The sequence below is a fragment of the Malonomonas rubra genome (assembly GCF_003247215.1).
Taxonomy (GTDB): domain Bacteria; phylum Desulfobacterota; class Desulfuromonadia; order Desulfuromonadales; family Geopsychrobacteraceae; genus Malonomonas; species Malonomonas rubra_A.
On record NZ_QKAP01000073.1, the window covers coordinates 59,696 to 72,132 of the forward strand.

General features: G+C 54.1%; 15 protein-coding genes. 10 read left to right on the top strand and 5 right to left on the bottom strand.

Features of this window, described 5'->3' with window-relative positions; genetic code table 11:
• Positions 1-10: 10 nt before the first annotated feature.
• Entirely contained in the window at positions 11-1,456 is a 1,446-nt protein-coding gene (gene cysS / locus Q7J88_RS07250) for a cysteine--tRNA ligase (protein ID WP_303721500.1), read from the top strand.
• Between the two features lie 50 nt (positions 1,457-1,506).
• Here the strand turns inward: cysS and Q7J88_RS07255 are convergent, their stop codons facing one another.
• Positions 1,507-2,493: a serine/threonine protein kinase gene (locus Q7J88_RS07255; RefSeq protein WP_303721501.1), complete on the bottom strand. Its 987-nt coding sequence runs from the start codon at positions 2,491-2,493 to the stop codon at positions 1,507-1,509.
• A gap of 65 nt (positions 2,494-2,558) precedes the next feature.
• On the opposite strand from Q7J88_RS07255, the gene Q7J88_RS07260 reads away from it, so the two are divergent.
• Positions 2,559-2,873, top strand: a complete 315-nt coding sequence (locus tag Q7J88_RS07260; protein ID WP_303721502.1) for an MGMT family protein — start codon at positions 2,559-2,561, stop codon at positions 2,871-2,873.
• An 8-nt stretch (positions 2,874-2,881) separates the two neighbouring features.
• Here Q7J88_RS07260 and Q7J88_RS07265 read toward each other — a convergent pair whose 3' ends face one another.
• Positions 2,882-3,499 (bottom strand): LysE/ArgO family amino acid transporter, encoded by a 618-nt coding sequence (locus Q7J88_RS07265; RefSeq protein ID WP_303721503.1) that lies wholly within the window; start codon positions 3,497-3,499, stop codon positions 2,882-2,884.
• 104 nt (positions 3,500-3,603) lie between these two features.
• On the opposite strand from Q7J88_RS07265, the gene Q7J88_RS07270 reads away from it, so the two are divergent.
• The 3 genes from Q7J88_RS07270 to Q7J88_RS07280 all read left to right on the top strand — a co-directional run bounded on the left by Q7J88_RS07270 (position 3,604) and on the right by Q7J88_RS07280 (position 6,520).
• Positions 3,604-4,500: a LysR family transcriptional regulator ArgP gene (locus Q7J88_RS07270; RefSeq protein WP_303721504.1), complete on the top strand. Its 897-nt coding sequence runs from the start codon at positions 3,604-3,606 to the stop codon at positions 4,498-4,500.
• Between the two features lie 66 nt (positions 4,501-4,566).
• Positions 4,567-4,734 carry a hypothetical protein gene (locus Q7J88_RS07275; RefSeq protein ID WP_303721505.1) on the top strand — a complete coding sequence of 56 codons (168 nt, stop codon included), beginning with the start codon at positions 4,567-4,569 and terminating at the stop codon, positions 4,732-4,734.
• A gap of 433 nt (positions 4,735-5,167) precedes the next feature.
• The gene (locus Q7J88_RS07280) at positions 5,168-6,520 is read left to right on the top strand and encodes a putative glycoside hydrolase (protein WP_303721506.1); all 1,353 of its coding nucleotides are present in this window, start codon (positions 5,168-5,170) and stop codon (positions 6,518-6,520) included.
• Between the two features lie 4 nt (positions 6,521-6,524).
• Here Q7J88_RS07280 and Q7J88_RS07285 read toward each other — a convergent pair whose 3' ends face one another.
• On the bottom strand, positions 6,525-7,223 hold the full coding sequence (locus Q7J88_RS07285) for a diacylglycerol kinase (protein ID WP_303721507.1): 699 nt from the start codon (positions 7,221-7,223) through the stop codon (positions 6,525-6,527).
• 150 nt (positions 7,224-7,373) lie between these two features.
• On the opposite strand from Q7J88_RS07285, the gene rpsA reads away from it, so the two are divergent.
• The 3 genes from rpsA (at position 7,374) to Q7J88_RS07300 (ending at position 10,302) form a co-directional block, all read left to right on the top strand.
• Positions 7,374-8,576: a 30S ribosomal protein S1 gene (gene rpsA / locus Q7J88_RS07290; RefSeq protein ID WP_303721508.1), complete on the top strand. Its 1,203-nt coding sequence runs from the start codon at positions 7,374-7,376 to the stop codon at positions 8,574-8,576.
• Positions 8,577-8,640: 64 nt separating this feature from the next.
• The gene (locus Q7J88_RS07295; protein ID WP_303721509.1) at positions 8,641-8,886 is read left to right on the top strand and encodes a hypothetical protein; all 246 of its coding nucleotides are present in this window, start codon (positions 8,641-8,643) and stop codon (positions 8,884-8,886) included.
• Between the two features lie 27 nt (positions 8,887-8,913).
• Positions 8,914-10,302 carry an MFS transporter gene (locus tag Q7J88_RS07300; protein WP_303721510.1) on the top strand — a complete coding sequence of 463 codons (1,389 nt, stop codon included), beginning with the start codon at positions 8,914-8,916 and terminating at the stop codon, positions 10,300-10,302.
• Positions 10,303-10,470: 168 nt separating this feature from the next.
• Here the strand turns inward: Q7J88_RS07300 and Q7J88_RS07305 are convergent, their stop codons facing one another.
• Positions 10,471-10,641, bottom strand: coding sequence for a hypothetical protein (locus Q7J88_RS07305; RefSeq protein WP_303721511.1), 171 nt, complete (start codon positions 10,639-10,641; stop codon positions 10,471-10,473).
• 223 nt (positions 10,642-10,864) lie between these two features.
• Positions 10,865-11,095 carry a hypothetical protein gene (locus tag Q7J88_RS07310; RefSeq protein WP_303721512.1) on the bottom strand — a complete coding sequence of 77 codons (231 nt, stop codon included), beginning with the start codon at positions 11,093-11,095 and terminating at the stop codon, positions 10,865-10,867.
• Positions 11,096-11,267: 172 nt separating this feature from the next.
• Here Q7J88_RS07310 and Q7J88_RS07315 point away from each other — a divergent pair, with 172 nt between their 5' ends.
• Both Q7J88_RS07315 and Q7J88_RS07320 read left to right on the top strand, forming a co-directional pair.
• The gene (locus Q7J88_RS07315; RefSeq protein WP_303721513.1) at positions 11,268-11,732 is read left to right on the top strand and encodes an EVE domain-containing protein; all 465 of its coding nucleotides are present in this window, start codon (positions 11,268-11,270) and stop codon (positions 11,730-11,732) included.
• A gap of 247 nt (positions 11,733-11,979) precedes the next feature.
• A complete protein-coding gene (locus Q7J88_RS07320) occupies positions 11,980-12,300 on the top strand; it encodes a hypothetical protein (protein WP_303721514.1) in 321 nt (106 codons plus the stop codon).
• Positions 12,301-12,437 lie beyond the last annotated feature (137 nt).

Here is a 12,437-nt window from a genome sequence, read left to right on the forward strand (position 1 = left end):
GAGTGAATATATGAGTTTGCGCGTCTACAACACCATGAGTGGCAAGAAGGAAGAGTTCCAGCCGCTGACTCCTGGCAAGGTTGGCATGTACGTCTGCGGTGTCACTGTTTACGATTACTGCCATATCGGCCACGCCCGTGCCAATATCGTCTTCGATATCATTTACCGCTATCTGCAGTTCGCCGGTTTTGAAACCACCTACGTGCGCAACTACACCGATGTTGACGACAAGATCATCAACCGCGCCAATGAAAGGGGGATCGGCAGTAAGGAGCTGGCAGAGGAGTTCATCAAGGCCTTCGACGAGGATATGGATGCCCTTGGACTGACCAAGCCGACCCATGAGCCGCGCGCGACCGAGTACATCGACAAGATTATCGACATCTGCCAGGTGCTGATCAACAAGGGGATGGCATATGAATCGGCCGGTGACGTCTATTACCGGGTCGACAAGTTCGACGGCTACCTCAGGCTCTCCAAACGCAACATGGAAGAGATGCAGGCCGGGGCGCGGATCGCGCCGGGTGAGCAGAAGGAGAACCCGATGGACTTCGCCCTCTGGAAGGCGGCCAAACCGGGTGAACCGAGCTGGGGATCCCCGTGGGGACCGGGCCGGCCGGGCTGGCACATCGAGTGCTCGGCGATGAGCTCCTCGCTGCTCGGGGAAAGCTTCGATATCCATGGCGGCGGCCGCGACCTGATCTTCCCGCACCATGAGAACGAGATTGCCCAGAGCGAGGCAGCCAACGGCAAGCCGTTTGCCAAATACTGGATTCACAACGGCTTCGTCAACGTTAACCAGGAGAAGATGTCAAAATCGCTCGGCAACTTCTTCACCATCCGCGATATCCTCAAGCAGTACGACCCAGAGGTGGTGCGCTTTTTTATTCTCAGCGCACACTATCGCTCACCGATCGACTTCTCCGATCAGAACCTAGCCGAAGCGCAGGCGGGCCTCAGCCGTTTTTACGAAGCGTTGCTGACCGCTGATCAGGCGATTGAGGGTGCTCCTGAGTCGGATGTCGAAAGCACACAGGGAACTGAACTGGAAGTCAAGTTCCGTGAGGCGATGGACGATGACTTCAACAGTGCACTGGCGATCGCACATCTTTTTGAAGGCGTGCGAACCATGAACCGGCTCTGCGCGACCAAAAAGTTCAAGAAGAAGACTGATCTGGTTGCCCAGGTACGCGATCTGCGGGCAACTGTACTCAAACTGGGTGACGTGCTCGGCATCTACAACTCCGATCCAGCGCAGTGGCTGGAGAAGGTAAAATTGGCCGGATTGGCCAAGCTCGATATCAACCGTGAAGAAATCGAGGCGCAGATCGAAGCTCGTTTGCAGGCGCGGGCGGAGAAGGATTTCGCCAAGTCAGATGAAATACGGGATGCGCTCGCTGAGCGGGGAATTGAGCTGCTAGATTCCCGTGAGGGGACGAGCTGGAAGTTGAGATAGGTTGTTGGAATGGCCGCTTGTTTTGAGCGGCTTTTCTTTTTGCTCACAACTCAAAGGCTGAGAGCAGGCTCTAACAGCGCCGATAGTTGCTCGCGCAATTCCAGAATATGTTCCCCCCAATACTGCAGGGTATGAAACCAGGGAAATGTCCGCGGGAAGGCTGGATCATCCCAACGCGTCGCTAGCCAGGCGGAGTAGTTCATAATACGCAATGTGCGAAGCGATTCGATCAGTTGCAGTTCACGAAAATCGAAGTCATTGAACTCGTGGTAACCTTCAAGGATCTTTTCCAGCTGCCGTTTCTGCTGGGCTTCCTCCCCCGACAGCAGCATCCACAAATCCTGAATGGCCGGTGCCATTCGGGCATCGTCGAAATCGACAAAATTGGGGGCATCGTCGCGCCAGAGCATGTTGCCACTGTGGCAATCACCGTGGGTGCGGATATTGCGAATGTCTGAGTACAGTGCCAAACGCTCATCGATGATCTGTAGCAGGTCGCGGGTCAGGCTCTGATAGGATTCCCGGTAATCGGCCGGGATGAACTTTTCCGCGATCAGTTTCACATTTTGATGTCCGAAAGTTTGGCTGTCGAGCTTGGGACGATGGCGAAAGGGGGCTTGGGCTCCGATCAAATGGATTCGGCCGAGCAAGCGACCGAGGACTTTTAGGTGTTCCAGATTGTCCAATTCCGGCGCATGCCCACCTTTGCGCGGGTAAAGGGCAAAGCGGAAATCCTGATAATCAAATAAGCTTTCGGATGCATCGTTTGACAAAGGCGCAACCACCGGCAGCTCATGTTTGGCCAGTTCCTGGGTAAATTGATGTTCCTCTATAATTTGTTGGTCGCTCCAGCGGTCCGGGCGATAAAACTTGGCGATAAGCGGTTCGCCATCCTCGATTCCGACCTGATAGACACGGTTTTCGTAACTGTTGAGAGCTAATATCCGGCAGTCACAATAAAATCCCTGCGTTTCGATCGCATCCATGATAAAGCTGGGGGTCAAGCGGTCGAATGGATGTTGGCTGGTTGTCTGCATCGGTTCCTCGCACAAAAGATGAGTTCGGCAAGGAGTCTACTCCCGTGGAGGAAGAGAAGTAAAGAATGTCAAGCCCCCTTTATCAACAGATTTATACTCTGGTGCGGCAAATTCCTGCTGGAGCCGTTTCCACCTACGGACAGATCGGGAATATGATCGGTTGCAACGCTCGCACCGTCGGGTTCGCCATGGCTACCTTGCCAGCGGGAAGTGATGTTCCCTGGCAGCGGGTAATCAACAATCAGGGGAAAGTCAGCCCGCGCAGGGACGGAGAAGGGAGCCTGTTGCAACGGGAGCTGCTGATGGCGGAAGGGATCGAATTTGACCGCACCGGACGGATCGACCTGCAGCGATATGCTTATCTTTTTCCGCCCGGCTGAAGCAAGTTTTACAGCAAAGTTTGTAATTGAGGCCAGAGCAGCGAGCCTGCGATGATCCACATGGTCAGGCAGACCATCCCGTCGAGGCAACGCCAGGCAACCGGCCTGCGGAATAGTGGCGCAAGCAGGCCGGCACCGAAGCTTAAGCTGAAAAACCAGAGAATAGAGGCGCAGATTGCCCCGGCACCGAACAGGTAGCGTTCAGAGGTGGCCAGCTGGCCGCCGATGCTGCCGACTAGGACGATGGTGTCGAGGTAGGCATGCGGGTTGAGCAGTGTCAGTGCTAGTGTTGTCAGAAGCAGTTTGCGTCGCGACAGACTCGGCTCGGCGCTTGTTTCCAAACGGCCCCCTTGGACTGCCGAAAGGAGCGAGCGGCTGCCGTACCACAGCAGAAACGCGGCCCCTCCCCAGGTGGCGAACTGTGCCAGCTGCGGATTAGTAGTGACCAGCGCGCCGAAACCGCTGATGCCGATGAGGATCAGGATGGCATCGCACAGGCTGCAAACCACGGCGGTTTGTAGCGGGTAATTGCGCCGCACTCCCTGCGTCAGCACAAACGCGTTCTGCACGCCAATGGCGATGATCAGCCCGCCGCCAAGACCCATACCTTGAAAAAAAGCAACCATTTCTGCCTCCTGAAAAATCAATCTCTGCTAAAAAGATATGCTGCGCCAAATCAAAAGTAAAATTAATCTTTTTGTGAATAGATTAGTTCTGCTAATGTATAAAAATGCTTGATTACAAACTGATAGAAGCGTTCGCCAAAGTGGTTGCAGAAGGTGGTTTTGAACGCGCTGCCCGCGTGCTGTTTATTTCCCAGTCGGCGGTTTCGCAACGGATTCGCCAGTTGGAAGAGCAGTGCGGACAATTGCTCCTGACCCGGACGTCGCCGCCGCAGCCCACCGCAGCAGGCAAGGAGTTGCTGAAACATTATCAGCAGGTCAAGCTGCTTGAGGATGGTTTGACGACGGAATTGATTAACGCCGAGGAGCACGGGCCGATATCCCTGGCAATCGGTATCAACGCCGACAGCCTGGCCAGTTGGTTTATTGCCTCGATTCAACCGCTGTTGCGGCAGTTCAAGTTGCTGATCGATTTGCGGGTAGAAGATCAGGAACAGACCCATTTGTTTCTGCGTGAAGGAGAGGTGGTTGGTTGTATCAGTAACGAGCCGAAACCGATGCAGGGCTGCCGGGTCGAATTTCTCGGCCTGATGAACTATAGGCTTTTGGCAACGCCCGAATTTATTGAGCGCTGGTTTCCAGAAGGGTTATCGCTTGCGACAGTGCTATGTGCGCCAGCGGTGATTTTCAACCGCAAGGATCGTTTGCACCAACTGTTTCTTGAGCAACACCTGAAAAAAGTTTCGCCGAACCTGCCCTGTCATTACATCCCCACGCCGGAACAGTTCTTACAGGTGATCGTCGAGGGCTACAGTTACGGCATGGTTCCCGACTGGCAGAGCGTTCACTTGCGCAACAGCGGAGAACTGATGGAACTGGTGCCCGGTGCCGCCTACCCGGTTGAACTCTACTGGCACTGCTGGAATCTGCAGTCGAAATCGCTGGCCGAGTTCTCTTCTCAGTTGACCCGTGGCGCCAAGCAATTGCTGGCCGACAGGAGATAGCTTGTAGACTGGAGGTTTCGGGGTAAAATGTAAGTGAGGACTGCGCTGCAGTGAAAGGAGGTCACAATGAAGCTCGAGCTGAACAAAACGGAAGAACGGATGTTGGTTGATATTTTGGAGACGAGCTTGAACCAGCTGCAGGATGAAATTTCCCACACCGATGCCTACGACTATCGCGAGATGCTCAAGGCGAGGAAAGTTGTTTTGCAAGCGTTAAAGAGTAAGCTTCACTGATCGAGTGAAACGCTTCTTTTTTCTGCTTAGCCCCGTTGTTGCGGGGCTTTTTATTGTCCTATGAGGTAAAAAGAAAAAGCTCCACAGTTGGAGGAAACTGCGAAGCTTTTCATAGGAGGTTTTTTAAACAAACAATCTTGGGTCGCCTGCCACAACAACCTTTCGATGGTTGCCAATTTAGTCGCTCCGGCTAAGAAAATATACGTGCCCTTTCGTAAAAAATTTTTCTGAAATCAACAAAAAACGACTGTGCAAAACCGCACCCCTGAGTTTATCAGCAAGATACGCCATTCAGATTAAAGATGAAAAAAAATTAAAGTTTTCTTGCACTCGTGCCGATAAGAAGTGTAGAACTTGTTTGTTCGGATCAAACCCCAGATTGCTCTGGGTTTGACAGCAACGGTTCGTTCCCTGCACACTGAAGGAGAGGGCTATGAGAACCGGGCAATGGGTAGTAACGCTTATTCTGATTATCCTGTTTTTCTGGTCGGCGACAGTCCATGCGCGACAGGTATTCGGCTCCGTTAGTGATGCCGAAACCGGTCGTCTGTTGAGCGGCGTCGAGTTCTATACGGCCGATGACAGGAGTTTGAGTGACCGCGGTGGTCGATTTGTCTTATCAACCAGCGCGGAGCGCTTAATTGCACGCTTGCCCGGATACCGTCCGCAACAAGTCGAAATCTACCCGTCGATGCAGATTGCCCTGCAACCGTTTACCCCCAAAGCCCTTTACCTGTCTTTCTGGGCCGCCGATCTGCCGCGGAAACGGCAGCAGATCCTTGATTTGCTGGAGGCCGCCGACTTTAATGCCCTGGTGATCGACATCAAATCATCCCGCGGTCATATCGCTTATCCAAGTGCTATCCCTCTGGCGCGAGAGGTCGGAGCGCAACGGGTGCGGCCGTTGAAAGATCTTGAGGCGTTTCTGAACGAGTTAAAGGCGCGTGGCATTTACACCATCGGCCGGATGGTGGTTTTCAAAGATGATCTGCTTGCCAAGAATCGCCCGGAACTGGCTGTACACACCAAGGATGGACAAGTTTGGCAGGACCGCGAGCAGCTCAGCTGGTGCGATCCGTTTAACCAGCAAGTACAGGATTATAATCTAGCGGTCGCCGAAGAGGCCGCGCAGCTTGGCTTTGATGAAGTGCAGTTCGATTACATCCGTTTCCCATCCAAATCGGATCTAGTTTTTTCCGAGGTAGCCAACGATCAAAGTCGGGTCGCCGCCATCAACAGTTTCCTCAGCCAGGCCAAACAGCGGCTGGCTTCTTACCCGGTGTTCACCTCGGCAAATATTTTCGGCTACATTTGCTGGAAACACCGGGACGGCAAGATCGGCCAACGGCTGGTCGATCTAGGGGAACGGGTCGACTACCTTTCGCCGATGCTCTACCCCTCCGGCTTCCCGCGCGGCATCCCCGGTTACAGCAACCCGGTGCAAAATCCGTACGAGATCATCGCTATTTCGTTGTTAAAAGCGCAGCAACTGAGCGGCCTGTCGGAGGTTCGTTTCCGTCCCTGGCTGCAGGCGTTTAAGGATTACGCTTTTGACAAGCGGCAGTTCCGCGCTGAAGAGGTTATGGCACAGATCAGCGCCAGCAATGAGGTCGGCAGCAACGGTTGGATGTTGTGGAATGCATCGAGTCACTTCCGGCTGGCCGATCTGGTAGAAGATCCGAAGCCGCTGGAAGAGAAGCCGATGCTGGCTGAGACCGCTGCCAAAAAGGGGGAAATGAGCCAGCTGAGCAAACTGGAAACGGAAGAGCAGGCGTCGCCGCTCTGATCCGTCAGCCGAAACAGAAAAAAACCAGCAAGGTGACGCTCGCACCGAGGATCGCCCCGAGCCAGACTTCCTTGGGCGTGTGGATTTTCATCAGCAGTCGACTTTGACTTACCAGCCCCGCCAACAGCAATACCATTAGACCGATCAGCAGACCGCTGTTGGAGAGCAGCACTGAAACGGCGATCGAAAATGCAATTGCCGCATGTCCGCTCGGCATCCCACCATGCAACGGCGACCCACGATTGAATCTCGCCTTCAGCAGGACAACCACAATCACCACCATCAACAGCGCTCCGACCGGTAGCGTCCCCTGCGGTTCGCGGACCAGGTTTGGTTGACTGTCGAAGAGCGGGAAAATATGCCCGGACAGCACAAGGTAGCCGAGAATCGCTGCCCCGACGCTAGTGACCAGTACGGCTCCGGCGGCGATATCTTTGGCCAGTTTGGCCAGCTCGTGATATTCATCCGTGACCAGATCGACCAACTTTTCGATCGAAGTATTGATCAGCTCGGCAAAGATCACCAGCACTGCCGCAAGGACCAGCAGGAAAAATTCCAGCGCGCTGACCCGGTAAAATAGAGCGAGAAACAGCACAGCCAGTGCGGCGATAAAATGGTAGCGGAGGTGGCGCTCGCTTCTGACCGCCCAGAGAATCCCTTCGATAGCGCAGTTAAGACTTTCAATCCAGCGGGTCGGTTTCATTTCATCCCCAGATTTCAATCAGTTATCTTTTTTAAAAATAGCATCCGCAGGCAAAAGTACAAATGTACAAGTTCGGTTTACTCCGGCAGAAAAACCGGCTAGTCTTAATCTCTTGAAACGACAACCGGGCAGCAATAAAGGATAGCCATTATGAACGATGAAAATTTCGAGGAAGAATTGAACGAAGAAAGTTTTGCCGAAATGTTCGAAGCAAGTTTGAGCGACGTTGGTCAGCCGTTGGAGAGGGGCAAGAAGATCGAGGCAACCATTCTGCAGATCGGTGCTGAATGGAGCTTTCTCGATGTCGGCCAGAAAGGCGAGGGGGTGTTGGCGAGCGCCGAACTTATGGATGCTGATGGCAACCCTCAGTATGCGGTCGGCGACAAAATTGGCGCGTACTTCCTTTCCCGCGAGGGGGGAGAGCTGCGCTTTACCACCAAGGTCGGCGGCACTGGTTCTGGCACCGAGCAGCTGGAAGAGGCTTTTCAGAGCGGCATCCCGGTGGACGGTCGGATCGAAAAGGAGATCAAGGGCGGCTTCGAGGTCAAGTTGAGCGGCAACGTCCGTGCCTTCTGCCCCTATTCGCAGACCGGCCTGCGGCAGGCGGACCCGGCCGAGCTGATCGGGCAGAGCCTGTCGTTTCGCATCACCCAGTTCAGTGAGCGGGGCCGCAATATAGTCGTCTCGCACCGGGCGATCCTCGATGAAGAGCGGGAGGAGCAGCGCACCTCGTTGCGCGACACCCTTAAGGAGGGGATGGTTGTTAAAGGGACGGTGACCAACATCCGCGATTTCGGCGCTTTTGTCGATATCGGCGGTCTGGAAGGGCTGTTGCCGATTTCCGAAATCAGCTACGGCCGGGTTGAAGATGTCAGCGAGATTCTCAGCACTGGCCAGGAACTGGAGGTGGCGATCAAGAAGATCGATTGGGAGAATAACAAGTTTTCTTTCAGCCTGCGCGATACCTTGGCCGATCCTTGGAGCAAGGTCGGCAGCATCTACAAGGTCGGTGGCGTCCATACCGGCACCGTCAGCCGCCTGGCCCAGTTCGGTGCCTTTGTCACCCTCGAGGATGGGGTCGACGGGCTGGTGCACATTTCGAAGTTGAGCGATCAGCGCATCCGGCATCCGCAGGATGTGGTTAAGGTCGGGCAGAGTCTGCAGGTGACCATCGAAAAGATCGATGTCGAGGCGCGGCGGATTTCGCTGACTCTGCTCAGCCAGGAAGATGAGGTCGGCGAAACCAGCTACAGCGATACCCCCTCGACCTCCGCTGCCGGCTTCGGCAGCCTTGGCGACCTGCTCAAGGCCAGCCAGGAGAAAAAACAGCGCAAAGGGAAAAAGCGCAAGTAGGGGGAATTATGCGGAAGCTAGCAATTCTTGTCACAATACTGCTGTTGACCGCCTGCAGTCAGGATTGTCGCAGGAGCTTCTTGGCTTCTGGCAGGGGGAGAAGCAGGATCTGGTTTTATATGCCGATGGCCGCGTCGAGATGAACGATCATAAATATTCAAGCTACAGCGGCAGCTATCGGTTGAATGGCAAAACTCAGGAATGCGACTTCGACAACTTTGCCTATCCGGTGGCGCGCGAGGTGAAACTCAGCGGCGACAAGCTGTACCTGATCGACAAGAATGGCATCAAGGAAGTCTACACCCGCTGAACCTGCGGCCGAAGAGATCCCCAGAAGATGATGAAATCTACCCCACATACCGCCATCTTGTTTGTCGTCTGTATGGCACATTTTCTGATGCCGTTTATGATGTCGGCAGTCGGGGTCGCTCTGCCGGTGATGGGGCGCGAATTCGACGCCAGCGCCATGCAGCTTGGGCTGGTTGAAACCACCTACGTGCTGTCGGCGTCGATCTTTCTCCTGGCGATGGGGCGGCTTGGTGATATTCACGGGCGGCGGAAAATCTTTCAGCTAGGCATTCTGGTCTTCAGCCTGACCGGGGGACTGATTTCGCAAGCCTGGACCGTTGAGGCCGTGATTGGCTTGCGTTTTCTGCAGGGGATGGGAGGGTCAATGGTGATGGCCACGACGATGGCGATGGTGGTTTCCACCTTCCCGCCCAACGAGCGGGGGAAAGCGCTCGGCATTGCTATTGCCAGCGTTTATGCCGGGATTTCCTGTGGACCTTTCTTTGGCGGGATGCTGATCGCCGGGCTCGGCTGGCGGTCGATCTTTTATCTGCTGATTCCACTCGGGATTCTTACCTATCTGGTTGCCCGACTGAAAATGCGCGAGGAATGGGCCGATGCCGCCGGCGAACCTTTCGACTGGCCCGGGCTGCTGATCTACGGCCCGTCCATCCTGTTGCTGATCGTCGGGGTTTCCAACCTGAGTAAAGGCTGGTGGGCCTGGCTGCTGTTGTTGCTGGCGAACATCGGGTTTGGCCTGTTCATCTGGTGGGAAGGGCGCAGCCGCTATCCGATTCTGAATATCGACCTGCTGCGCAACAATCGGGTGTTTGCACTGAGCAACCTGGCGGCGCTGTTCAATTACGCCGCGACCTTCGGGGTGACCTTCTTTCTCAGCCTTTACCTGCAGTACGTCAAGGGGATGGAGCCGCACCAGGCCGGCACCGTGCTGATCACCCAGCCGATCGTGCAGACCTTGCTGTCCCCCTTTTGCGGCCGCCTGTCCGACCGGGTGCCGGCTGGCTGGGTGGCGACCGTCGGGATGACCCTGTGCGCCCTCGGGCTGGCGTTTGCGGCCAACCTGACGGCGAACTCAAGCTTGTCGATGGTGTTGCTGCTGCTGGTTTTCCTCGGTGCCGGCTTCGCTTGCTTTTCTTCACCGAACGTCAGCGTTATCATGGGCAGTGTCGAGTCGCGCTATCTCGGGGTCGCTTCGGGGCTTAATTCCAGCGTCCGTACCTTGGGGATGATGACCAGCATGATGATCATTACCCTGATCTTTTCCTACCTGATGCACGGCCAGCCGGTCACTGCGGAAACACAACCGGCTTTTCTGGCCAGCATGCACTGGGCGCTGGTGATCTTCTGCAGCCTCTGCGTGATCGGCATTGGTTGCTCGATGGGGCGGGTGACGGGGAACGCGCAAAGCGCGAAATAATCTGAATTCCCTGGCTGATTTCGAGGAAAAGTGCTCGCTGCTCTTCGCTGCAATTCCAGCCGCCAAAAATCTTCTCTTGCTCCTTTAATGCCTTCTGAATTTCATCCGCAAGCCGTTGGGCGGATTTCACGCATTATAGGTGCTCTACCGGGAAGGGGGCTTGCCTGCTCAGTTGCTGAAAAGTTGTGTATTTTTTACGATCTCCGGATCGACATGATGCAATGCACCGAGGGCGACCAGGGAGACTTCTTCCAACTGCAGATCGGCAGCCTCTGCCTGTGTTTCCTGCTGCCGCGAGAACAATCGGTTCTTTTGGTCACTCTGATCGCGATTGACCATTGCAAAGTAGCGGACCCGGTTCAAAAAGCGCTTGATCGAGCGGGGGGTGTTGCGCTTGGCGGCACCAGCGGATGCCAGACGGTCAGTGCCCGACCGAACTCGTCAATTGTAACCAAGTGTCCCCAAGACCGGAACGGTCTAGAAGCTGACTGGAGCCCCCCATTGCATTGGTTTTTGTCTGTTCGCGATCCTGAACATAGATCGGTTCAAGGGCGAGTTCCAACTAGCTGTTTAAAGAGTAGCGGAGCTGGGTCTTCAGTGCCTTGGTTAAGTTTTTCATGGTGCCGGCATAATGGCCTGCGGCATTGAACTGATCTGTTTTCTGTAGGGTTTCCACAGTTTTTATTTTCAGGACCAGTTGCTGCGCGTGGCAGATATGGATCGGCACCCGCCTGTCAAGGGCCTGTGCTTGGGAAGCGAACAGAGTAAGAATGGCGAGCAGAAACTCGACCATTAGTAGGTACTCTTGATAATGTGAGCAGTTTGCTAAGAAACTTTCAGGAAAAGTATCAGTCTGTAAAATTAAAAACAACCAACCAATTCCCGGTTGTTTTATCAAAATATCGGGATACATTGTTGGGAAGATGGCCGAAAAATAGTTATTCCTGTTTTTGAGGTAGAAATTGATGAATTACTGGTTGATGAAATCGGAACCGGAAGCCTTCAGCATTGATGATCTGCAAAACATGCCGCAACAGACTGAGCATTGGGATGGGGTGCGCAATTACCAGGCACGCAATATGATGCGTGATCAGATGAAACTTGGTGACAAGGTATTTTTCTACCACTCTAATTGTGAGATGCCTGGAATTGTCGGCTTGATGGAGGTGGTGCGCGAAGGGTATCCTGACCACACTGCTTTTGATCCGCAGTCAAAATATTTCGATCCTAAAAGTACGCCGGAGCAGCCGCGCTGGTTTATGGTCGATATCAAGTATATCCGTCACACCAGACGGGTGATCCCTCTGACCGAACTGAAACAACAGGAACCGCTGGAAAATATGCCGCTGGTGCGCAAAGGCAATCGGCTGTCGATCATGCCGGTCAGAAATGTGGAGTGGGATTATATCTTGCGTCTGGAAAACCCATAAACATTTTTTCTCCACGACCTTTCCTTTTCTACGGCCCACTCGATTTGCTGGTCTGCCGCGCAAATTGACGCTTAAGAGGCTCCTTTTTACCCCGCGTTTTGCCACTGTAACCACCTGAAATCAAATGAATACGACTCGACATCAGGGGGAATTTGCATCGATGTCGAATGAAACGGCCGTTTGAATTGTCTAAATTGAAGTTACCGGCGAGGGGGATGCAAGAAACTCACTTACAAAGGAGGAAGACATGAAAAGGACACTCGCGATATTGATTAGCGGATTGATTTTACTCGGCACACCGCTTTTAGCTTCGGCACATGATGGCGATCGTTATGACAATGGGCCCCGACACTATAACAGTTGGGTGAAGGATCGCCATGCTGGCGAGTATGGCTGGCAAAAACCCCAGCCCAAGTGGGAACGGAAACTCGCCAAAAGGCATTATAAGCAGCATGTCCGTGAGCAGCGCCGTGAGCATCGGTTTTATGCTCGGCAACATCGTTCCTACTATTCCGAGCCAGCAGTATTCATCGGGGTTCCGAACCTGATGTTGCATATCGGTTGGTAAAAGAAATTCAGCATTTCGATGCTCTGCTGTACCGCTGTTAACGGGTCTCCAGCGGTTTTGCCGACATCGATCTGCTGTTGTTTGGGCCGCCTGCATTCTGTAGGCGGCCTTTCGATTTTGGGGGGGAAATGGGTAGA